Annotated in this window: 19 protein-coding genes; 14 read left to right on the forward strand and 5 right to left on the reverse strand. The window is 64.9% G+C overall.

What is annotated here, in order from left to right:
* Positions 1–776: 776 nt before the first annotated feature.
* From kdpA to bla, 6 genes are all read left to right on the forward strand, one after another.
* Positions 777–2,465 carry a potassium-transporting ATPase subunit KdpA gene (gene kdpA / locus RM190_RS05780; RefSeq protein ID WP_311758465.1) on the forward strand — a complete coding sequence of 563 codons (1,689 nt, stop codon included), beginning with the start codon at positions 777–779 and terminating at the stop codon, positions 2,463–2,465.
* 78 nt (positions 2,466–2,543) lie between these two features.
* Positions 2,544–4,559, forward strand: coding sequence for a potassium-transporting ATPase subunit KdpB (kdpB, locus tag RM190_RS05785; protein ID WP_449301380.1), 2,016 nt, complete (start codon positions 2,544–2,546; stop codon positions 4,557–4,559).
* A gap of 10 nt (positions 4,560–4,569) precedes the next feature.
* Positions 4,570–5,133 (forward strand): potassium-transporting ATPase subunit KdpC, encoded by a 564-nt coding sequence (kdpC, locus tag RM190_RS05790; protein ID WP_311758467.1) that lies wholly within the window; start codon positions 4,570–4,572, stop codon positions 5,131–5,133.
* A 296-nt stretch (positions 5,134–5,429) separates the two neighbouring features.
* Positions 5,430–8,111, forward strand: a complete 2,682-nt coding sequence (locus tag RM190_RS05795; protein WP_311758468.1) for a sensor histidine kinase KdpD — start codon at positions 5,430–5,432, stop codon at positions 8,109–8,111.
* Positions 8,108–8,815: a response regulator transcription factor gene (locus RM190_RS05800; protein WP_311758469.1), complete on the forward strand. Its 708-nt coding sequence runs from the start codon at positions 8,108–8,110 to the stop codon at positions 8,813–8,815. The genes RM190_RS05795 and RM190_RS05800 overlap by 4 nt, the downstream gene beginning before the upstream one ends.
* Positions 8,816–8,895: 80 nt before the next feature.
* Entirely contained in the window at positions 8,896–9,768 is an 873-nt protein-coding gene (gene bla / locus RM190_RS05805; RefSeq protein ID WP_311758470.1) for a class A beta-lactamase, read from the forward strand.
* Between the two features lie 9 nt (positions 9,769–9,777).
* Here bla and RM190_RS05810 read toward each other — a convergent pair whose 3' ends face one another.
* Entirely contained in the window at positions 9,778–10,698 is a 921-nt protein-coding gene (locus RM190_RS05810; RefSeq protein ID WP_311758471.1) for a LysR family transcriptional regulator, read from the reverse strand.
* Between the two features lie 210 nt (positions 10,699–10,908).
* Between RM190_RS05810 and RM190_RS05815 the strand changes: the two genes are divergently transcribed.
* From RM190_RS05815 to RM190_RS05825, 3 genes are all read left to right on the forward strand, one after another.
* The gene (locus tag RM190_RS05815; RefSeq protein WP_311758472.1) at positions 10,909–12,651 is read left to right on the forward strand and encodes an adenine deaminase C-terminal domain-containing protein; all 1,743 of its coding nucleotides are present in this window, start codon (positions 10,909–10,911) and stop codon (positions 12,649–12,651) included.
* Between the two features lie 81 nt (positions 12,652–12,732).
* Positions 12,733–13,431, forward strand: a complete 699-nt coding sequence (locus RM190_RS05820; RefSeq protein WP_311758473.1) for a YczE/YyaS/YitT family protein — start codon at positions 12,733–12,735, stop codon at positions 13,429–13,431.
* Positions 13,432–13,583: 152 nt separating this feature from the next.
* Positions 13,584–14,909, forward strand: a complete 1,326-nt coding sequence (locus RM190_RS05825; RefSeq protein ID WP_311758474.1) for a hypothetical protein — start codon at positions 13,584–13,586, stop codon at positions 14,907–14,909.
* Here the strand turns inward: RM190_RS05825 and RM190_RS05830 are convergent.
* The 4 genes from RM190_RS05830 to RM190_RS05845 all read right to left on the reverse strand — a co-directional run bounded on the left by RM190_RS05830 (position 14,878) and on the right by RM190_RS05845 (position 17,679).
* Positions 14,878–15,432, reverse strand: a complete 555-nt coding sequence (locus RM190_RS05830; RefSeq protein WP_311758475.1) for a hypothetical protein — start codon at positions 15,430–15,432, stop codon at positions 14,878–14,880. The two genes, RM190_RS05825 and RM190_RS05830, sit on opposite strands and share 32 nt — an antisense overlap.
* Complete coding sequence (locus RM190_RS05835; protein WP_311758476.1) at positions 15,429–15,977, reverse strand: hypothetical protein; 549 nt, start codon at positions 15,975–15,977, stop codon at positions 15,429–15,431. Before RM190_RS05835 ends, RM190_RS05830 begins: the two co-directional genes overlap by 4 nt.
* On the reverse strand, positions 15,974–16,507 hold the full coding sequence (locus RM190_RS05840; RefSeq protein ID WP_311758477.1) for a hypothetical protein: 534 nt from the start codon (positions 16,505–16,507) through the stop codon (positions 15,974–15,976). Before RM190_RS05840 ends, RM190_RS05835 begins: the two co-directional genes overlap by 4 nt.
* Positions 16,508–16,587: 80 nt before the next feature.
* Positions 16,588–17,679: a glycosyltransferase family 4 protein gene (locus RM190_RS05845; protein WP_311758478.1), complete on the reverse strand. Its 1,092-nt coding sequence runs from the start codon at positions 17,677–17,679 to the stop codon at positions 16,588–16,590.
* Between the two features lie 196 nt (positions 17,680–17,875).
* Between RM190_RS05845 and RM190_RS05850 the strand changes: the two genes are divergently transcribed.
* The 5 genes from RM190_RS05850 to araD all read left to right on the forward strand — a co-directional run bounded on the left by RM190_RS05850 (position 17,876) and on the right by araD (position 22,898).
* A complete protein-coding gene (locus tag RM190_RS05850; RefSeq protein ID WP_311758479.1) occupies positions 17,876–18,649 on the forward strand; it encodes a DeoR/GlpR family DNA-binding transcription regulator in 774 nt (257 codons plus the stop codon).
* Positions 18,646–20,181: a sugar ABC transporter ATP-binding protein gene (locus RM190_RS05855; protein ID WP_311758480.1), complete on the forward strand. Its 1,536-nt coding sequence runs from the start codon at positions 18,646–18,648 to the stop codon at positions 20,179–20,181. The genes RM190_RS05850 and RM190_RS05855 overlap by 4 nt, the downstream gene beginning before the upstream one ends.
* On the forward strand, positions 20,178–21,155 hold the full coding sequence (locus tag RM190_RS05860) for an ABC transporter permease subunit (RefSeq protein WP_311758481.1): 978 nt from the start codon (positions 20,178–20,180) through the stop codon (positions 21,153–21,155). Before RM190_RS05855 ends, RM190_RS05860 begins: the two co-directional genes overlap by 4 nt.
* A gap of 38 nt (positions 21,156–21,193) precedes the next feature.
* Complete coding sequence (locus RM190_RS05865; RefSeq protein ID WP_311758482.1) at positions 21,194–22,132, forward strand: ABC transporter substrate-binding protein; 939 nt, start codon at positions 21,194–21,196, stop codon at positions 22,130–22,132.
* Between the two features lie 70 nt (positions 22,133–22,202).
* Positions 22,203–22,898 (forward strand): L-ribulose-5-phosphate 4-epimerase AraD, encoded by a 696-nt coding sequence (araD, locus tag RM190_RS05870; RefSeq protein ID WP_311758483.1) that lies wholly within the window; start codon positions 22,203–22,205, stop codon positions 22,896–22,898.
* The last annotated feature ends 2 nt before the right edge of the window (positions 22,899–22,900 follow it).

A 22,900-nucleotide genomic window follows, 5' to 3' on the forward strand; every position in this document is an offset into this window, starting at 1 on the left:
AAGCCCCGCCTATCGACATGCCCCAATCAATGCCATATCCCGCGACCCGGCTCGACCATCCGGTCAGGAGCCTTCGGCGGATCACGCCCTGCGGCATCTCAGGGTCCAGTCCCAGATCGGCGACCTACTTCAGCCGGCTGTTCTGGTCTTCCAGCGCCGTCAGCCGCCGGATCTCGTCACGCAGCAACCTGGCTCTCAACCACGGAAGGCTCGCCGAAAACTCCCGCTATAAACGGTCCGGTTTCCAGCGGGCAGAGCGGGCAGCAGTGCACGGGGCGATGCGGAGCCATGACATCTCGCAACGCCGGAGGCTCGCGCTACCAGATGGTGTCGTGCCCGGCGCGCTTGCCCTGAAACCACCCGCCCATTTTCGATCAGAAACCGGCCAACTCTCATGATGATCGAGGGAACCGCGGCGACAGGCGGTTTCCTATACAATTCCTATAAAACGCATCGCCCGCCCGTCTCGAAGCACTATGCGGGCCGGGATTATATCCGGTCCATACCGATCCGGATGGCACGCAGGGTTCCGGGCGGTTCGCATTCGGCGCCCATGCGGACGCCGTGCATCATCGGAGATGATTGATGGACATTCTTGTTCTGGCCGTCGCGGCCGGATTTTTCGCGCTGATGGCAGGCTACATCGCCGCCTGCGAAAAACTTTGAAGGAGGGCGGCATGTTATTCGACTATGCCCTGGGGTCAGCGGTCGCCGTCTTTATCTGCGGTTACTTGCTTTACGCCCTCGCCCGCCCCGAAAGGTTCTAGGGCGGTATCATGACAATCAACGGATGGATCCAGATCCTGATATTTGTCGGGATCACCTTGGCGCTGATCAGGCCGCTGGGCGGCTATATCACCCGCGTCATGACCGGCGAACGCACGCTGCTGTCGCCCGTCCTGTCCCCGGTCGAGACGCTTCTGTATCGCGCTGCAGGCACCGATCGCGACCGCGAACAGCATTGGAGCGGCTATATGACCGCGATGCTGGTCTTCTGCGCGGCGGGCTTTGGCCTGCTGTATCTGATCCAGCGGGTGCAGGGCTCATTGCTCCTGAATCCTGCAGGCATGGGCGCTGTGGAACCCACCAGCGCCTTCAACACCGCCATCAGCTTCATGACCAATACCAACTGGCAGGGCTATGTCGGCGAAGCGACGATGAGCTATCTGACCCAGATGTCGGGCCTGACGGTGCAGAACTTCGTCTCTGCCGCCGTAGGCATGGCGGGGGCGATGGCAATCATCCGGGGCTTTTCGCGTGCGGAAAGCCGGACGGTCGGCAACTTCTGGGTCGATCTGACGCGCGCCACTCTTTACGTCCTGCTGCCCATCTGCATCATCGGCAGCCTTGTGCTGGTATGGCAGGGCGTGCCGCAGAACCTGTCGTCCTATACCGTGGCAACCACGCTGGAGGGCGGGCAGCAGACCATAGCGCAGGGGCCGGTCGCCTCGCAGATGATGATCAAGCATCTGGGCACGAATGGCGGCGGCTTCTTCAACGCGAACGCTGCGCATCCTTTCGAAAACCCGACCGCGCTGACCAACCTGATCCATCTGGTATCGATCTTTGCCGTGTCGCTGGCGATGCTGAACGTCTTTGGCCGCATGGTCGGCAACCCGCGTCAGGGCTGGGCGCTGCTGGGGGTGATCGGGGTGATCGTGCTGGTGGGCATCGCCACCGTCTATTGGGCCGAAAGCGCGGGCAACCCGGCCTTGGGCATCACAGGCGGCAATATGGAGGGGAAAGAGACCCGTTTCGGCATCGCCCTGTCATCTCTGTTCGCGGTGGTGACGACCTCGGCATCGACGGGGGCGGTGAACGGGATGCATGACAGCCTGATGCCACTGGGCGGGCTGGTGCCCCTGTTCTTCATGATGATCCCGCCCCTGGGAGGGATCGGTGCCGGCGTCTATGGCATGCTGATCTATGCCATCGTCTCGGTCTTCATCGCCGGGCTGATGGTCGGGCGCACCCCGGAATATCTGGGCAAGAAGATAGAGGGGCGAGAGGTCAAGATGGCCATCCTTGCCATGCTTGGCCCGTCAGCCGCCGTGCTGGCCCTGACGGCCATCGCAGTTGTGGTCCCGGCGGGCCTGTCCAGCCTGCAAGACGCCGGACCGCATGGTTTCTCCGAGGCGCTTTACGCCTTTACCTCGGCCGCGAACAACAACGGCTCGGCATTCGCGGGCATCAGCGCCAATACGCCTTTCTACAATATCATGCTGGGTCTGGGCATGCTGATGGGTCGCTTCCTGCTGATCGTCCCGGTGCTGGCGATTGCCGGATCCTTGGCGGCGAAAAAGACCGTGCCCGTATCGGCAGGGACGCTGCCCACCACCGGGGCGCTGTTCATCGGCCTTGTCATCGGCATCACGCTGATCGTGGGCGGCTTGACCTTCTTCCCGGCGCTGGCCCTTGGCCCGGTGGTCGAGCATCTGGCGATGACCCTGGGCCAGGCCTTCTGAACCTGCGGGCCGCCCCATGCGCGGCGGCCCATTCCCCATCCGCTGGAGTCTTTCATGGACCAGTCCAATTCCGCGAGCATGCTTGATGCCCGCATCCTTGTCCCCGCCATCGGGGACGCCTTCCGCAAACTTGATCCACGCTGTCTGGCCCGCAACCCGGTGATGTTCGTGGTCGCCGTGGTGTCCGCGCTGACCACTGTTTTGCTGCTGCGCGACCTGCTGACCGGGGCCGCGAATATCGGCTTTTCGGTGCAGGTGGTCGTGTGGCTATGGTTCACCGTCCTGTTTGCGAACTTCGCCGAGGCCGTCGCCGAGGGGCGCGGCAAGGCGCAGGCGGAATCGCTGCGCAAGACGCGCAGTGAAACTCAGGCCAAGCTGCTGTCGGATGGCGGCGATTACCGGATCGTCCCCGGCAACAGCCTGAAACCGGGCGACGTGGTGCTGGTCGAGGCGGGCGACATCATCCCCTCGGACGGTGAGGTGATCCAGGGCGTGGCGTCGGTGAACGAGGCCGCGATCACCGGAGAAAGCGCCCCGGTCATCCGCGAATCTGGCGGCGACCGCAGCGCCGTCACCGGCGGCACGCAGGTGCTGTCGGACTGGATCAAGGTGCGGATCACCGCCGCTGCAGGGTCGACCTTCATCGACAAGATGATCGCGCTCGTCGAAGGGGCCGAGCGGCAAAAGACCCCGAACGAGATTGCGCTGAACATTCTGCTGGCCGGGATGACGCTGATCTTTGTGCTGGCCGTCGCCACCATTCCCAGCTTTGCCACCTATGCCGGCGGGGTGATCCCGGTCATCGTGCTGGTCGCGCTGTTCGTGACGCTGATCCCCACCACCATCGGCGCGCTGCTGTCGGCCATCGGCATCGCGGGCATGGACAGGCTGGTGCGCTTCAACGTTCTGGCCATGTCGGGCCGCGCGGTCGAGGCGGCGGGCGACGTGGATACGCTGCTGCTGGACAAGACCGGCACGATCACGCTGGGAAACCGGCAAGCCGCTGAGTTCCGCCCTTTGCGCGGCGTCACCGACCTTGAACTGGCCGATGCGGCGCAGCTTGCATCGCTGGCGGACGAGACGCCCGAGGGCCGTTCGATCGTCGTTCTGGCCAAGGAGAAATACGGCATCCGGGGCCGCGACATGACTGGGCTGAACGCGCAATTCGTGCCCTTTACCGCCCAGACCCGCATCAGCGGCGTCGACTTGGACGGCAGCTCCATCCGCAAGGGCGCGGTCGAGGCGGTGCTGCGTCAGCTTGACCCCGCCACCCGTCAGGACAGTCGCGGATTGCAGCGCATCGCCGACGACATCGCCAAGCAGGGCGGAACGCCCCTGGCCGTGGTCCGCGACGGGCGCCTTCTGGGCGTTATCTATCTGAAAGACATTGTGAAGGGCGGCATCCGCGAGCGTTTCGCCGAGTTGCGCCGCATGGGCATCCGCACCGTGATGATCACCGGCGACAACCCGATGACCGCCGCCGCCATCGCGGCCGAGGCAGGGGTGGACGATTTCCTTGCCCAGGCCACGCCTGAAAACAAGCTGGACCTGATCCGGCAGGAACAAGCCAAGGGCAAGCTGGTCGCCATGTGCGGCGACGGCACCAACGACGCGCCCGCCCTGGCGCAGGCCGACGTGGGCGTCGCCATGAATACCGGCACCGTCGCCGCGCGCGAAGCGGGCAACATGGTGGACCTGGACAGCGACCCCACCAAGCTGATCGAGGTGGTGGAGATCGGCAAGCAGTTGCTGATGACGCGCGGGGCGCTGACCACTTTCAGCATCGCCAACGACATCGCCAAGTATTTCGCGATCATCCCGGCAATGTTCCTGGCGTTCTACCCGCAGTTGTCGGGGCTGAACGTCATGGGGCTGGCCAGTCCCGAAAGCGCCATCCTTTCGGCGATCATCTTCAACGCGCTGATCATCGTCGCGCTGATCCCGCTGGCGCTTCGGGGCGTCAAATACCGCGCGATCGGCGCGGGAGCGTTGCTGTCGCGCAATCTGCTTGTCTACGGTCTTGGCGGCATTCTGGTGCCCTTTGCCGGGATCAAGTTCATCGACATGGCGATCACCGCCATGGGTCTGGTCTAAGGGGGCCGTCATGCTGACATATCTTCGCCCGGCGCTGGTCCTGATCGGCGCGTTCACCGTCATCACCGGACTGGCCTATCCGCTGGCCGTCACCGGCATCGCGCAGGCCGTCTTCCCCAGGCAGGCCGATGGCAGCCTGATCGAACGGGACGGCAAGGTCATAGGCTCGGCCCTGATCGGACAGAACTTCACTGGGGCGGGCTACTTCCATGGTCGCCCCTCGGCCGCCGGGGCGGAGGGCTATGACGCCGCGGCGTCCAGCGGATCGAACCTAGGCCCGACAAGTGCTGCGCTGGTGGAGCGGGTTGCGGCGGAAACGCAGCGCCTGACGGCGGAAAACGGCAGCGTGCCGCCGATCGATCTGGTGACGACCTCGGGCAGCGGGTTGGACCCGCATATCACTCCCGAAGGCGCGCTGTATCAGGTTAACCGCGTGGCAAAGGCGCGGGGCATGTCGCCCGACGCGGTGCGGGCGCTGGTCGCGGGTCACACCCAACCGCGCCTGCTGGGCGTGCTGGGCGAACCGGTGGTCAATGTGCTGGAACTGAACCTTGCGCTGGACGCCCAAGGCTGACGGAAAAACGCCCTCGGTGATCCGGGGGCGTGCTTTTTATGCGGCACGGTTGGCGGTGTGAGGCGCCCGCAACCCGGCCCAGATCCGCAGCCCGCCACCGGGACCTGCGCCGCGTCGCCATTGCGAGCGTGAGGCCAATGCTGCAGCCATTCATGACGCCGTGCGGGTTTTGCCTGGCCTTCGCATGACTGGCTGTGGGCTGATCTTTATAAGAATCCTATATTAATGGTGGGGCTTCCGTCTCGCATCCTTATGGGCCAGGTGACAGATTAGGGGGCCAAGACTGGACCCTCCGCATGCCTGACGCGAATGACGACGCCCGCCCTCTGCCCGAGGCGCTGCTGGAAAAAGCGGTGCAGGAAACGCGCGGGCGGCTGAAGATTTTCCTGGGCGCCGCGCCCGGCGTCGGCAAAACCTATGAAATGCTGGAATCCGGCCGCGCGCTGCTGGCCGATGGGCAGGAGGTGGTGATCGGCGTCGTCGAAACCCACGGCCGGGCCGAGACATCGGCGCTGCTGGACGGGTTCCAGATCGTACCGCGCCAACGCATCCCCTATGGCGGTCAAACGCTGGAGGAAATGGACCTGGACGCCATCATCGCCCGCGCCCCCGCGCTGGTGCTGGTGGATGAACTGGCCCATACCAACGCGCCGGGCAGTCGCCACCCCAAGCGGTATCTGGATGTGCTGGAACTGCTGGCGCGGGGCATCGACGTCTATACCACACTGAACATCCAGCATGTCGAAAGCCTGAACGATGTCGTGGCCCAGATCACCCGTATCCGCGTGCGCGAAACCGTCCCCGACAGCGTGATCGATCGCGCCGACGATATCGAAATCATCGACCTTACCCCTGACGACCTGATCAAGCGCCTGCACGAGGGCAAGGTCTATCTGCCCCGCACCGCCAAACGCGCGATCCAGAACTATTTCTCGCCCGGCAATCTGACGGCTCTGCGGGAACTGGCGCTGCGGCGGACGGCGCAGCGGGTCGATGCGCAGCTTCTGACCCATATGCAGGCGCATGGCGTGCGCGGACCCTGGCCCAGCGGCGACCGCATTCTTGTCTGCGTCGATGCAAGTCCGCGTGGCCCGGCGCTGGTGCGCTATGCCAAACGTCAGGCGGACCGGATGCGTGCGAGCTGGACCGCGCTGCATGTCGAACTGGCCCAGGACATGCGCCTGTCCGACCCCGACAAGGACCGCATCGCCAGCACCATGCGCCTTGCCGAACAACTGGGCGGAGAGGCCGTGACCCTGCCCGGCCAAGGCGTCGTGCGCGAGATCATGCGCCACGCGATGACGCACAACTTCAGTCATATAATCGTCGGGCGTACCGAAAAGGCGGTCTGGCAGGAATGGCTGCGCGGCACGGTCTCGACCGAGCTGATCCGGCAGGCGCGCGACATCAACGTGCATGTGGTGGCGGGGCGGGAACGCGACAGGTCCGCCACGCGCGGGCTGTCCTTCGCCACCCGGCAGGAACTGGGCCTGCTGCCCTATCTGCAGGCCACGCTTTACACCGGAATGGCGGTGCTGGTGGGCATGGCGCTGTTTCGCATCTTCGATGTCAGGAATATCGGGCTGGTGTTCTTGATGGCGGTGTTGACCTCGGCTGCGACGGCGGGGCTGTTGCCTGCGCTGTTCGCCTCGATCCTTGGGGCGCTGGCCTATAACTACTTCTTCCTTGCGCCGCAGTATTCGCTGACCATCCGCGACCCGGAAAGCGTGGTGGCTTTGATCTTTTTCCTGTGCGCGGCGGCGATCACCTCGAACCTGACGGCCCGGGTGCATCGTCAGGCCCGGGCAGCGCGGATCAGGGCACGGATCACCGAAAGCCTGTATCTGTTTTCCAAGCGGCTGTCGGTCGCAGGCACGCTGGACGATGTGCTGTGGGTCACGGTGAACCAGATGGCGACCATGCTGCGCGTCAATACCGTGCTGCTGATGCCCCAGGGAGATACCGTCGCCGTCCGCGCCGGGTTCCCGCCCGAGGACACGCTGGACGACGCCGACATCGCCGCCGCGCAATGGGCGTTCGAACACAGCCTGCCTGCGGGACGCGGGGCCGACACGCTGCCCGGCGCGCGCCGGCAGTATATGCCGCTGCGCACCGGGCGCATGACCGTGGGCGTGATCGGGCTGGACAACGATCGCAGCGGCCCGCTGCTGACCCCGGATCAAAGCCGACTGTGCGATGCGCTTGCCGATCAGGCCGCGCTGGCGATCGAGCGGATCCAACTGGTCGATGATCTGGACCGCGCGAAACTCTCGGCCGAGGCGGACAAGCTGCGTTCTGCGCTGCTGACCTCGATCTCGCATGACTTGCGCACGCCCTTGGCGGGGATCATGGGCGCGGCGGGGATGCTGCGCGATTACTTCGACGCGCTGGCCCCGGACAGCAGGCGGGACTTGCTGGCCACGGTGAACGACGAATCCGAACGGCTGAACCGTTTCATCGCCAATCTGCTGGATATGACGCGCATCGAAAGCGGCGCGACCGTGCCCAACTTCCAGGCGGTCTATGTGGACGAGGCGGTGGGCGCGGTGCTGCGCCGCGCGGAAACGGTGCTGGCGCGGCACCGCATCACCGTCACGCTTGCCCCCGAACTGCCGATGCTGCGGCTGGACCCGACGCTGTTCGAACAGGTGCTGTTCAACCTGCTGGACAATGCCGCGAAATACGCCCCCGAGGGCACGCCGATCGGCATCGAAGGCTGGCAAGAAAACGGCAGCGTCATCCTGCAAATCGGGGACGAGGGGCCGGGCATTCCACCCGCCGATCTGGAACGGGTCTTCGACATCTTCTACCGCGTGCGCAAGACCGATCAGGTGCTGGCCGGGACCGGGCTGGGTCTGGCCATCTGCCGCGGCTTCATCGAGGCGATGGGCGGGACCATCCGCGCCGCGAACCGTGCCGACCGCAGCGGCGCCCTGTTCCGCATCCGGCTGCCCTTGCCACAGGAGATTGCCCCATGAACGACGTCAAAGTGCTGATCGTCGATGACGAACAACCGATCCGCAAGCTTCTGCGCACCGGCCTGATCATCGAAGGCTACACCGTGATCGAGGCACGCAATGGCCGGGAGGCAAGGGAACTGGCCGCGTCCGAACGACCGGACCTGATCGTGCTGGATTTGGGGCTGCCCGACATGCAGGGCCATGACCTGCTGGAACAATGGCGGTCGCAGGCGCTGGAACTGCCCATCGTCATCCTGTCCGCGCGCACCGACGAAACCGGCATCGTTCGCGCCCTGGAACTGGGAGCGGACGACTACGTCACCAAGCCCTTTGGCATGAAGGAGCTGGCTGCCCGTATCCGCGTCGCGCTGCGCCACCGCCTGCAACAACAGGGCGAACGCCCGCTGTTCCAGACAGGTGCGCTGTCGGTCGATCTGGTGCGCCGCATCGTGCGGATTCACGACCGCGAGGTGAAGCTGTCGCCCAAGGAATATGACATCCTGCGTATCCTTGTGCAGCACGCTGGCAAGGTCATCACCCATCAACATCTGCTGCATCATGTCTGGGGGGACATGGGCGAGGTGCAATACCTGCGCGTCTATGTCCGTCAGCTCCGCCAGAAGATTGAGGAAAGCCCAGAGGCCCCCATCTATATCACGACGGAAACCGGCGTTGGGTATCGTCTGCGCGAAGCCGATCCGATTACTGGGCGCAAGGAGTGAACGATCTGCCGGATTTCCACATTCCTCCCGATCGCCTAACTGATCCCCATGACTTCAGTTGATGAAAAGGAAGAATGCCCATGTCCGTCCTTGTCCGAAACCTGCGTCGCGTCGCCGCCGTTGCAGCACTGACCCTTGCCCCGTCCGTGGCGCTGGCCGCACCCTCGTTCGAAACCACGGTCGCGGGGATCGAGCAGCGTCTTGGCGGGCGGGTCGGCATCGCGGTGCATGACAGCGGCGCGCGGCAGGGCTGGGGATACCGCCAGGATGAGCGGTTCCTGATGAACAGCACCTTCAAGGCGGTGCTGTGCGGCGCTGTCCTGGCCCAGCGGGACAAGGGTGCGCTGTCCCTGTCCGAGGTGCTGCCCATCGCGAAATCCGACATTCAGGATCACGCCCCGATCGCCAGCACGCGCATCGGCGGCGGCATGTCGCTGGCAGAGCTGTGCTTCGCGACCCTGGACCAAAGCGATAATACTGCCGCGAACCTGCTGATTCAGCGGCTGGGCGGCCCCGCAGGGGTCACGGCTTTCCTGCATGGGATCGGGGATCAGGTATCGCGCCTCGACCGGATGGAGCCGGAACTGAACACGCTGACCCCCGGCGATCTGCGCGACACCACCAGCCCCGCGGCGATGATCGCGACTTGGCAGAAGATGTTGCAGGGTGATGCGTTGACGCCGGATTCGCGCCGCCAACTGGCGGACTGGATGCGTCCGGGCGGTGTCACGGGGGCGCTGCTTCGCCCTTCGGTTCCCAAGGGCTGGGATGTCGCGGACAAGTCGGGAAGCGGCCGGAACACCCGCAATATCGTGGCGATGCTGACGCCGCCCGGTCGCGCGCCGATCTTCGTCGCGATCTATATCTCGGATACCGATGCCGATTTCGCGACTCGCAATGCCGCGCTGGCCGAGGTGGGGCGCGCTGTCATGGGTCGGTTGACCGAGGACTGACCGCCGCGCTCAATGGGGCGTGGCATGGCTTGCGGCGGTGGTCTTCAGCATCCGCACCAGATCCTCGGCGAACATGGCCGCGGCCAGCCCGCGGCTTTTCCTTTCGCGCTGCACCAGCGAGATCATGTTTCCCGACAGGATGGGGTCGCGGATGGGGATATAGGCAAGGCTGCCGTTCCGTTCTTCCTCGGCAATGTCGAACTTGCTGAGAAAGGCGATCCCGTCCCCGGCCGAGGCAAGGCATTTCATCGCCTCGATCGAATTCGAGCGGAAGGATGGCTCGACGCCAAGGTCCAGATCCTCGAATGCGCGGTCGACGATGTCATGGATCAGCATCGTCCGGTCCGCGAAAATCAGGGGATAGGGCGCGCAATGCGCAAGCGTCAGGCTTTCGGCCCCGACAAGCGGATGGGCGGGGGACAGGACCGCGCCCAGCCGCGTGTCATGTTTCCACAGGGTTTCCAGCTGCGGGGTCGCGGGCAGGTTGAAGGCCAGGCCAAGGTCTGCCTCGCCCTCTTCGACGGATTTCACGACGTCATGGGCGAACATCACGCGGATCGACACCTTCAGGCGCGGGTGGCGGGCGCAGAAACTGGCCACCGTGCGCGGGACGATGCCGCCCGCAAGGCCGTTCATCGTCGCCAGGATCAGCTCGCCCGCCTCAAGGTTCTTCAGGTCGCGGATCTCGGCCTCGACCTGGCTGTATTCGCGGATCGTGCGGCGGATATGCGCGACCAGGATTTCCCCCGCGGGGGTCAGGCGCAAGCCGCGGGGCAGGCGCTCGAACAGCGGCTCTCCGATTTCCTCCTCAAGCAGCAGCAGGTGCTTGTTGATGGCCGAGGGCGCGATGTTCAGCTTCTGCCCCGCCGCCCGGATCGAACCGGTGCGGGCCACTTCGTCGATATAGCGCAGGACACGGGAATGAAGCATATTGGTGTTCTCGAAAAGCGTTCGCTCTGCACGGAAAATACTGCTTTTCGGAAGCGACGCAATCCCGTCATATAGGGGCAAGGGGGCGCGGGAAGCCGCGCATGGGAAAAGCCGGTCATCGCTAAGTGTTGTCTATTCAATGGCTTGCCATTGACCGATGGCGATTGTCCGACGCTTTGCCCACCCCGTCACGACCAGAAGGGACAGGCCATGAAAGACGGCATCGAACACAGCGAAACGCAAGAATACGCCAAGGTCCGCGAGATCTTCGAGATCCTGCACGGCCGCGCCACGGCGGATCTGCTGATCCGCAACGTCAACATTCTCGACGTGCATGGCGAGACGGTGTTTCCGGGGACGATCCTTGTCCATGACAAAAAGATCATCGGTTTCAGCCCGGACGAGGCGATCCTGCAGGTGAAGCAGATCTTTGACGGCAGGGGGCTTTACGCGATCCCCGGCCTGATCGACGCTCATATCCATTTCGAATCCCAGCTTGCCCATCCCGTCGCCCTGGGCGAGGCGATGGTGGCGCAGGGCACGACCACGATCTTTGCCGAATGCCTTGACCTGCTGTCCGCCGCGGCGGGCGAAGGGGTCGAGGCGGCGCGGAACCTGTTCCGCGACCATGAGCTTCTGCCCTATCGCCTGTTCGCCTTCGCGCCGGGCAAGAAGGTCGATGCAGCGGTCACGCGTGAGGTCCTGAAGATGGACCCGGTGATCGGCCTGGGAGAGTTCGAGCATTTCACCTATAGCTCGGGGGACGAGGACGACTTCCGCAAGGCCGCGTGGCTGCGCGCGCAGGGCGGCTTCATGAACACCCATTGGGGCGTGACCGCGCTGGACGACATGGTGCTGAACTATCTTCCCGCCATCGGCGCCTCGAACAACCACGATGTCTGGAACGAGAAAGACATCGAGAAAAGCGTGCGCTTCGGCATGCCCACGCAAATCAAGTTCGGTGTCGGCAGCGCCGAGGTCATCAAGGTTCTTCTGCGCGCGATCGTCGATCGCAAATGGCCCACCGACAATTTCCAGCTTTGCACCGACAACATCTCGATCCAGCGGTTGCTGACAATGGGGCACATGGACTGGATTGTCTCGCTTTGCGCGGAAATGGGGATCAACCCGATCCACGCGATCAAGATGGCCAGCTACAATACCGCGCGGTCGTTCCACATGGACCACCTGATCGGCTCGCTGGCGCCGGGCCGCTTTGCCGATATCGTGCTGACCGACAGCCTGTCCCGGATCAACCCGCTGCATGTCTTCAAGGACGGCGAGCTGGTCGCCGAAAGCCGCCGGATGCTGAAGAAAAGCGCCGAGATCGACTATTCGGTGATGTGCAAGCCGGCGGTGAAGGGGGCAGGGGATCTGATGCCCGCCCAGCTTGATCTGCAACCGCTGGAGATTTCGGCCGATGGCAGCCAGGCCAAGGTGCTGCTGTTTGACGTCTATGGGCGCGGGCACCTGAAATTCCACCAGGAGGTCTGGGTTCCCTATGTCGATGGGCGCGTCCTGCCCGAAATCGATGGGGTCGCGCATAGCCGGATCTCGGTGATCCAGCGCTATCCCACGGGTGAACGGCACGTCGTCAACGGGTTGTTCCGGGGCGTTCATGTCACGCGCGGCGCGGTCGCGACCTACTGGCCGGCACCGCATCCCTATTTCGTCACCGTGGGGCAGGACAGCGCCGAGATGTGCCATGCCGTCCAGCGTGTCGACAGCCATGCCGGGGCCTGCATCGTGACCGAAGGCGGGCAGGACAAGGCCGTCCTGCCGCTTGAGATCTATGGGGTGATGGCGAACATGACGGTCGCGGAACTGACCGCCGCTGCCCATGCCATCGACGCGGCGCTGGCCGAGCTTGGCAACCGGAACGAGGGCGAGCCGGTGGTGAACAAGCTGCTCAGCCTGTTCATCTCATTGCACCGCTTCCGCTTCCTGAAATGACCGATTGCGCCCCCGCCCCGCGCGGGGGCCCCGACCACATGCGCCCCAAGGGGGAGGCGCCCATAAAAAGGGAGGAACATCATGGATCACGGATCCACGGCCGAGGCCGAAATCGTCGATACCGGCAGCCTGAAGGGGCGCTGGATCATTTATGTCGTCGGGATCTATCTGCTGACGCTGGGCGTCAGCATGGCGATCCGCGCGGGCATCGGCATCTCGCCGCAAAGCTCGCTGACGCGGACGATGACGCTGGTCTTTCCACCGCTAAGCCAGGGCACCTATAACTTCTGCCTTGAGCTTATCATGCTGGCGCTGACCTTCCTGATCCTGCCCAAGGGCTGGGAGATGAAGAACTTCGCCTCGCTGATCCCGGCCTTCGTGCTGGCGCTCTGCCTGGACTTCAATCTGAAGATGACGGGCTGGGTGCAGCTTGACGCCTATTGGGCCAAGGTTCTGCTGCTGCTGGTGGGCGATGCCGCGCTGGCCTTCGGCCTGTTCCTGATGATCCGCGCCAATCTGGTGCTGATGCCGATCGACATGTTCGTCAACACGATCTTCAAACGGACCGGCTGGAAATGGGGCAATATCAAGTCCTGCTTCGACCTGACCTTGCTGGTCATGGCCGCGCTGATCGGGCTGGCCTTCCTGGGCGAAGTCAAGTTCATCCGCGAAGGCACGCTGCTGAACGCGATCTTCGTCGGACAATACATCAAGCTGTATTTCTGGCTGTTCAAGCGCCATCAGGCGCGCAAGACCGCCGGGTCCGGCGTCACCGCCTAAGTCATGACCAGCCCGACAGGAATGCCCCGGATCTCCGGGGCGTTTCGTCGTTCCTGCATGGCCGGCCTTCGCCTGATGGTTGTCCCTCGGGTGGACGCGAGCGGGGCTTTGGTGCTTACTGGCACCGCGGCCAGTGCCGTGACGGAGGGGGGATGGCGGATGTGATCGGGGTGATCGGCCGGCATGTCGGGCTGACCGCGCAACTGTTTCGCCGCTATGGATTGCTGCTGACCGCCATCTGGGCGGCGGGGGCGCTGCTGGAGGAAATCCTGATCCGCGTGGCGGTGCAGATCGGACTGTTCAGCCGGATCCTTGGGCTGGTCGCGATCGCGCCGGTGATCCTGCTTCAGCTGGTCATCTTCGTCGCCTTCTTCGTGATCCTGCGAAACGGCCTGCCGCTGATGCGCCTGCGCCGACGCAGACGGGACGCACCGGAAGGGGCAGCCCAACCGCCGGATGGCGCTGTTGCGCCCGGCGGTTTCGCAGTCGCGCTGCTGGCCGTGCTGGTGCCCTTCTATGGCTATTACGCGGGCTGGGGGCTGCTTGGCGACACGCTGCGCAGCTATTCCCAGATCTTCTATGCCGCGCAGATGGCACGGATCGACTTCACCAATCCCCAGGCTTCTCCGACCGCGCTTGAGATCGGGCAGACCGGGTGGGTGGTGCTGGCCGTCGTGCTGATCTGGGGCGTCCGTCGGCTGGCCAAGCATTGCGACCGCCGCAGCGACGGGAATGGCTGGGCCATGCTGATCGTCGCCTGCGAGGCGACCTGGGCGCTGCTGGGCCTTTACGTCATCTCGGGGTGGAAGGACGAATTCGCCGCCTTTCTCGCGACGCTGCCATCGCCGGCAACTCTGTTCGACTGGCTGGTCGGCGCGGCGCGGGCGGATGTTAGCGATGCGGCGCGGATGCCGGTTGATTGGCCCGGACCACCCCAGCCCTGGGCGGTGGTCAGCGCGCTGTTCTGGTATGCGTTGCTGCCGCTGATCTGGTTCAATCTTGGCGCGATCGTCTATGGTCACGACATGAACGCCTTGCGCGGCGAGACACGGCGCATCGCCAGTCGCGCGATCCGGGGTTGGCAGGCGCTGCCAAAACCGCTGACAGACTTCATCGGCCATTTCTGGGACGGGATCGTCCGGCGCTGGCATGCGGTGACGAACGGGATCCTGCTGGCGGCGTCGGCGGGCTTCGCGCTGACCGCCTCGGTCCTGGTGCTGTGGCGCTTCGTCGATTGGCTGGGGAACTGGGCCTGGATTGGGTTGGCCCACCTGATCGGCCCACAGGACATGCTGACATGGCAGGTGGCCACGGTCCCGCTGGGGGCGCTGTTCAACTCGCCCGGTGCCCCGCCGGGAGGGTTGCTGGTCAGCCCGCTGCAATTCTGCATCCTGGCCGCAGGGCTGGAGCTTGCGGGCCGCGCGCAGGCCAAGGCCGCGCCGCAGCCTAGGCCGGAGGCAGCGTCAACGCCGGCCTGAATGGCAGGGACAGTGCCTCGGGGCGTGTCTTCATCGCCGAGATTTCCAAGCGCAATTGGTCCAGCAGGTCCGACGGAATCAGGAAGGCCAGTTCGGAAAAGGACGGCCCGCCATCCTCGGGGGCAAGCGACAGCGACTGGTCGCAATTCCGCCCGCTGGCCCCGGCATCGCCCAGAACCTTGACGATCTGCGTGCCCGCCATGTTGGCCAGCGGCAGCCACCTGCGCCCGGCCCCGTCGATCAGGCCGATGTCGCAGCTGAGCCAGTCGCGTAACGGCGGCCCATCCGATTGCAGACCAAGCCGCAGATAGACGATGGCCCGGTCGGGCGCGACTGGCATGATCATTGCGCGTGCCTGATCGACAAAGACACGGACGCCGCGCAGCTCTCCCTTCGGCTGGTCCGATTGCGTGACGTTCCAGTTCCGGTTCTGCCGGAGGGTCTGAAGATCCGGCCAGGCGACGACCAGCATCGACAGCGCAAGGAACAGCAGCGTCGCGGCGATCAGGCCCAGCGTCTTCATTCGTCCAGCCTTGCCAAGGTTTCATGTCCGGGCGGCGTTTCGGGCGGAGCGATTTGCAGCGTGCCCTCCATCGGCGGGTTCAGCGGCAGGGTCAGCAAAAGCGCTCCGCCCGCGATCTCGTCCGGGGGCAGCTCGAAGACCGCGAAGGTCTTGTTCCTGATGCCGGGCTGCAGCCATAGCTGGTCGATCAGGCGCGGCGGCCCGCTGACCCGAGAGGTTGCGCGATACTGCCGCTTGCTGGCCCCGATCCAGGTCGCCGCCACCATGGTCGAGGTCGTGGTTCCCGACAGCGTCAGGTCCGCGATCAGGAAAACGCCGCCGGTCCCGCGGGTCAACTTGCGGCCATATTGTGAAAACTGGACGCGGTCCGCCGTGCGCCAGCCGTCAAAGCGGCCCGCGATCAGCCGGGTCCGGCCCATCTCGCCAGGCTCGGCTTCGGCGACAAAGGGGCGGATCGCGCTGTTATAGTCGGGATTGCTCAGCATCATTGCGCCCAGCAGGACGGCGGCGACGACAAGGATCAGGCCATTCGCCACGATCTTCATGGCGTGTCCTCGGGCTCGACCGTCATTCTGGCAGAGGGGACAAAGCCAAGCCAGCTTGACTGCCCGTACAGGTTGTCGCGCAGCTTGAAGGTCTGGCGCGCAAAACCGATCTCGACCGGCTGCGCGTGCCAAGGCCGGGGCAGGGTCCAGGCCAGCGTGATCCGCTCGGGCAGGCGCGGCTGCAATTCGCGCAGCATCTCGCCATCGCGCAGCAGGGTGACTTCGGGCGCGTCCAGCGGCGCACCGTCGATGCTGAGGCCGGGCGGGCGCGGGGGGCTGCCGAACACCGCCGCCTGGGTCGCGCCGGTGATGTTCTCGATCAGCGCCGTCATGACCAGCTGGTCGGGGCCGTCCGGCTGGCGGCGCAGGACCAGGGCCTCGGGGGTGAACAGGCTGCGGCCAAGATCGATCTGCTGGCCGAAGGCGGTTTCCGGTGCGTCGTCGGGGCTGCGCGCCTCGTCGATCCTCCACCACCAGCTAAGCAGCACCGCCGCCGCGATGCCGAGCGTGGCCAGAAGTCTCAGCCACAAGCGCCGAAGAAGACGAGGTTCCGCATCGGGCGACATGCTTCATCTGAACTCGCGTTCCGGGCGAGATCAAGCAGTATTGATTATCCCCTGCGGGCGTTTGCCGGTCCGTGGTCCGCGTCGAGCGTGCGGATGAACTGGCCCGCCGCGTCGGTCCAACTCCAGTTGGCGACCGTCTGGTGAGCGGCGCGCGACATCTCCTGCCGGGCGGCGGGGGACAGGTCCATATAGCGGGTGATCGCCGCGGCGAAGCTGTCCGGGGTCGGGTCGCAAAGATAGCCGTTCACCGCGTCGCGGACCAGTTCTGGCGCCACACCCGCAATGCCGGACACGACCGGCGTCCCGCAGGCCATCGCCTCGATCAGCGGCAGCCCGAAACCTTCTTCTAGCGAGGGGAAAAGCCACAGGTCGCAGCCCTGATAGATCGACGGGATGCGGGACTGGTCGGGCCTGCGATGAAAGACCGTGTCGGCCCGCGAGAGGTGTTCGTCCGCCGGTTGGTCGGTCCCGAAGACGACCAGTTTCGCCTTGATGCCCCGCGCGGCCAGCAGGTCCAGCAGGGGAAAGGCCAGGTCCGAATTCTTGATCGAGGGCTGCGAATAGACCATGCCCAGCGTCAGGCAATCGTTTTCGCGCGTGGGGCGAAAGGCGAAGCGGGCCGCATCGACCGCGTTATGGATCACGGCATCGGCGGTGCGGCCGTGATTGGTCTCGACCATGTCCGCGATCCAGCGCGACACCGCGACCTTGATCGTATCAGCCTCGTATGTGCGGGCGACGCGGTCGCGGGGCACCCAGGGGAACATCTCGTATCCCTGCATCAGGTGGGCAAGGCGGCCCTTGCTGGCGGGCATGGGGGCGGCCCACTCCACCGTCTCCCACCACGAACAGACCAGAAAATCCGCGTCGGGCAGGTCGCTGGCCCGCAGCTTGCGGCGTGCCGGAAAGGTGCGCAGCCGGTCCGCGACATCGAAGAAATAGTCGGACAGGTCCTCGCCCGAGCGGCGCCGGAACGCGCGCCCGCGCAGGATGTCCCGCAGCCGTGGCTGCTGCGGCTCGCGCGCGACAAAGGCGACGTCGTGGCCCTGACGGGTCAGTTCCCGCCCGTATTCGCCAATGACCCGGATCCCGCCATTAAGTGACAGCTGGGGCATCAGGAAGGTTATGCGAGTCATCTGTCAGTCTCGTTTGGGCGGCCCAGCGGCATGCGCAGGTTGCCGGGTTCCGGTTGCCGGTTCAAGTCCGTTGCCCGAAGCCGCCTGCGAAAGTTATCATGCTGCGATGCAGTATGATCATCCGGTGAAGAAGTGTTTACAATTTTGCCACGTCGCGCTAAACATTGATCATCGCATCCGCAGACGGGAGGGCGCGTTGAGCGATTTCGAGCGCCAGGACCGGATTGTCACCTTGCTGGATGAGCAACCTTTCGCATCCGTGCGTGATCTTCAGCACCTGATCGGCTGCTCCGGCGCCACGATCCGGCGCGACATCGAAAAACTGAACGAGGCCGGCCGCGCCCGCAAGGTCTATGGCGGGGTCGCGGCGATCGAACGGGGCGTGCGCACCGCATCGCTGCCCTTTGTCGAGAATCGCGACATCGCCGTCGCCGCCAAGCGCGCCATCGCGCGCGAGGCCGAGCGGCTGGTTCAGGACGGCAGCGCGATCATCATTCACGGCGGCTCGACCTGCTTTCACTTCGGTTGCCGCATCGCCAACCGCAATCTGCGCGTCTTTACCAATTCGCTGCCGCTGGCGGCCTATCTGGGCGAATACGGCACCTGCCAGCTGACTCTGGGCGGGGGCGATCTGCATCGCGAACCGGGCATCGTCTATGACGTCGCGGCGCGCGAGCAGCGCTTCTACGCTTCGCAGTTCTTCGTCGGGGCGCTGGGCATCAGCGAACATGGCATCCTTGAACAGCACCCCCTGCTGGTCCGTCTGGCAGAGGAGATGAGCCGGACTGCGGCCGAGGTGATCCTGCTGGCCGACAGCCGCAAGTTCTCGATCCGTCCGCCGACCGTCTCGTTGCCCTTTGCCCGCATCGCGCGGGTGGTCACCGATGACGGCCTGTCCGACGCCCATGCCCGGATGCTGGAACGCGCGGGCGTCGAAGTCATCATCGCCCAGGTCGAGAGGGAGCAATGACCCAGTCCCACATCCTTGAGATGCGCAACATCTCGAAGACCTTCGGCGCCGTCCGCGCGCTTCGGGATGTCAGCCTGACCGTCCTGCCCGGAGAGCTTCATGCCCTGATGGGCGAGAATGGCGCAGGCAAGTCGACGCTGATGAAGATCCTGTCGGGGGCTTATGTCGCCGATCCCGGCGGCACCGTCATCATCGAGGGCAAGCCCCAGCACGAGGCGGCGGGCAGCGTCGCGGTGATCTATCAGGAACTGTCGCTGGCCCCGAACCTGACCGTGGCCGAGAACATGTTCCTGGGACGCGAGATCGCGTCCCGCGGCGTCCTGAACCGGGCCGAGACACTGGCCCGTTCCGAACCGATCCTGAAGCGGCTGGGCGTCAGCTTCGATGCGCGCACACGGGTGGGTGACCTGTCGCTGGGCGAACGCCAGATGGTCGAGATCGCGCGCGCCCTGACCACCGACGCGCGCCTGATCGTCATGGACGAGCCCACCACATCGCTTTCCGCGCGTGAGACCGAGCGTCTGTTCGAAGTCATCGCCCGGCTGAAGGCGCATGGAATCGCCATCATCTATATCAGCCACCGCATGGAAGAGGTCTATGCGCTGGCCGACCGCTGTTCGGTGCTGCGCGATGGGGTTTACATTGGGACGCTGGACCGGGCCGAGCTTTCGGCGCAGAAACTGGTCTCGATGATGGTCGGCCGCGACCTCGACAGCTTCTATAAAAAGGAACATGTCGCCTCGCCCGACCATACCGGCACGCCGGTTCTGTCGGTGCGGGACATGTCCGATGGTGGACTGGTCAAGGGTTGTTCGTTCGATCTGTATCGTGGCGAGGTGCTGGGCATCGCCGGGCTGGTCGGGTCCGGGCGGACGGAACTGGCGCGGCTGATCTATGGCGCGGACCCGCGCACCAGCGGCACCGTCGCCATCGACGGAAAGCAGGTCGACACCTCAAGCCCGCGCGCGGCGCTGGCATCGGGGCTGGCCTATCTGACCGAGGACCGCAAGAAGCTGGGCCTGTTCCTGGACATGTCGATCCTTGAGAACGTCAATATCGGCGTGATCGAGAAGGATGCGAAATCGGGCGGGCGGCTGGATTTCCGAACCGCCGCGCGCCGCGCCAACGACGCCATCAAGTCGCTGGCGGTCAAGGCCCCCAATTCGCGCATGGCCGTGGGTGGCCTGTCGGGCGGCAACCAGCAAAAGGTGCTGATCGCACGGTTGCTGGAAACCGGGCCCAAGGTCGTGATCCTGGACGAACCGACGCGCGGCGTCGATGTCGGGGCCAAGTCCGAAATCTACAAGCTGATCGACGGGCTGGCCCGCCGGGGCGTGGGTGTCGTCATGATCTCCAGCGAACTGCCCGAGATCATCGGCGTCGCCGACCGCGTGCTGGTGATGCGCGAGGGGCATATCGCGGGGCAGGTGCCCTCGGCGCCCGGCCACGCGATCAGCCAGGAGGCCATCATGGAACTTTCGACCGGGACGGTTTCGGAGCCCGCCACTGCGACGGAAGGAGCAACGCAATGACAGAGAACAAGACCAACGCCCCCGCCGCCAGCCAACGCCTGCGCACGGTAATGAGCGTGGTGGGCATGTTGCCGGTGCTGATCGTGCTGGCGATCGTCTTCCAGATGATGAGCGGCCGCTTCATGAGCGTGGGCAACATCTCGAACGTGATGCAGCAGGCCTCGATCAACATCGTCCTGGCCTCGGGCATGACCTTCGTGATCCTGACGGGCGGCATCGACCTGTCGGTCGGCTCGATCCTGGCGACGTCCGCGATGGTCGCGGTCATCGTCTCGCTGATCCCCGAAATAGGCTGGCTGGGCGTCCCGGCGGCGATGGGGGTCGGGCTTGCCTGCGGGTTGGCGAACGGCATCCTGATTTCGGCGCTGAGGCTGCCACCCTTCATCGTGACGCTGGGGTCGTTGACGGCGGTCCGAGGCATCGCGCGGCTTCTGGGCAACGACACCACTGTCTTCAACGCCGACCTGCCCTTTGACGTGATCGGCAACGGCACGCTGTTCGGCATCCCCTGGCTCGCGATCATCGCGGTCGCCATCGTCCTGCTGTCATGGTTCATCCTGAAGCGGACGGTGCTGGGCACCTGGATCTATGCCACCGGCGGCAACCCCGAGGCGGCGCGCCTGACCGGCATCAAGGTGCCGCTGGTGCTGCTGTTCGTCTATGGCGTCTCGGGCCTGTTCGCGGGACTGGGCGGGGCCATGGCGGCGGCGCGGCTTTACGCGGCGAACGGGCTGCAACTGGGCCAGGCATATGAACTTGACGCGATCGCGGCCGTCATCCTGGGCGGCACCAGCTTCGTCGGCGGCGTGGGCTCGATCTGGGGCACGCTGATCGGTGCGCTGATCATCGCGGTGCTGTCGAACGGCCTGATCCTGATCGGCGTGTCGGACATCTGGCAATATATCGTCAAGGGCCTGGTCATCATCGCGGCCGTGGCTCTGGACCGCTATCGCCAGACCGGCGCGCGCACCTGAACAACTGTTCTCACTACGCATATAACGGGAGGAACCTCATGCGTTTTGCGAAAACTCTGGCCTCGGCGCTTGCGCTGGCGGCAGTCTCGGCGGTGCCTGTCTCCGCCAAGGATCTGAACAGCATCGGCATCTCGGTCGGCCTGCTCGGCAACCCCTTCTTCGTCGCGACGATCAAGGGGATCGAGGACGCGGCCAAGAAGATCAACCCCAACGTCAAGGTCACTTCGGTTTCGGCCGACTATGACCTGAACAAGCAGGTCGGTCAGATCGACAGCTTCGTTGCGGCGGGCGTCGACATCATCATGCTGAACGCGGTGGACGCCGCCGCCATCGCGCCCGCGGTCAAGCGCGCGCGGGATGCGGGCGTCGTCGTCGCGGCCTTCGACGTGTCGGCACCGGGTTCGGACGTGACCGTGATGACGAACAACGTGCAGGCGGGTGAAAAGGCCTGTGCCTTCATCTCCGAGCATCTGGGCGGCAAGGGCAACGTGGTCATCGTGAACGGCCCGGCCTCGTCCTCGATCCTTGACCGGGTCAAGGGCTGCAAGGACGAATTCGCCAAGCATCCCGACATCAAGATCCTGTCCGACGACCAGAACGCACAGGGTTCGCGCGATGGCGGGATGAATGTCGGCCAGACCCTGCTGACCCGCTTCGACAAGATCGACGGCGTCTTCGCGATCAACGATCCGACCGCGATCGGCTTTGCGCTGGCCGCGAAACAGGCGAACCGCAGCGAGTTCATCATCACCGCCGTCGATGGCGCCCCCGATATCGAGGGCGAGCTGAAATCGGGCGATGGGCTGATCAAGGCCTCGGCCTCGCAGGATCCCTATACGATGGCCGGGCAGGCGCTTGATCTGGGCTACAAGGTGCTTCAGGGCGAAAAGCCCGAACAGGACACCGTGCTGCTTGAGCCCGAACTGATCACCAAGGACAATATCGACAGCTACAAGGGCTGGACCGCTCCCCGCTGACGGGGGCAGGGCGCGCGCGGGGGCGAACCCCTGCGCGCGCCATCCCGGAACGACTTTGAAGGCACTTTCCATGAACGACGAACTTCTTCGCGGCGCCGTGCTACAGGCCAATCTTGATACCGTGCGGCACGGACTGGTGCTTTCGACCTTCGGCAATGCCAGCGGCATCGACCGCGCGGCGGGCCGCATCCTGATCAAGCCCAGTGGCGTGCCCTATGACAGCCTGACGGCGGCGGACATGGTGCCTTGCGATCTGGACGGGCGCGCGCTGGACAACCGGCTGAAGCCTTCGTCCGACCTGTCGACCCATGCGGTGCTGTACCGCGCGTTCACCGGGATCGGCGCGGTCATCCACACGCATTCGACCTACGCCACGATCATGGCGCAGGCTCGCCGCCCGATCCCGGCGCTGGGCACGACCCATGCCGATTATTTCTATGGCACGATTCCGGTGACGCGCGACCTGACCCCGGACGAGATCGCGCAGGATTACGTCCTGAACACCGGACAGGTCATCGTCGAGACCTTCGCGGGCATCGACCCCCTCAGCATTCCCGCCGTGCTGGTCGCGGGCCACGGCCCATTCGTCTGGGGCCGGACCCCGGACGAGGCTGTCCACAACGCCCTGATCCTCGAGGAGGTCGCGCGGATGGCGTGGCATGTCATGGCGCTCAATCCCGATCCGCAGCCGATCTCGCAGGCGCTGCTGGATCGTCACTACCTGCGCAAGCACGGCGCGCAGGCGACTTATGGGCAAGGGAACTAGGC

It is taken from the genome of Paracoccus broussonetiae (genome assembly GCF_031854425.1).
Classification (GTDB): Bacteria; Pseudomonadota; Alphaproteobacteria; order Rhodobacterales; family Rhodobacteraceae; genus Paracoccus; species Paracoccus broussonetiae.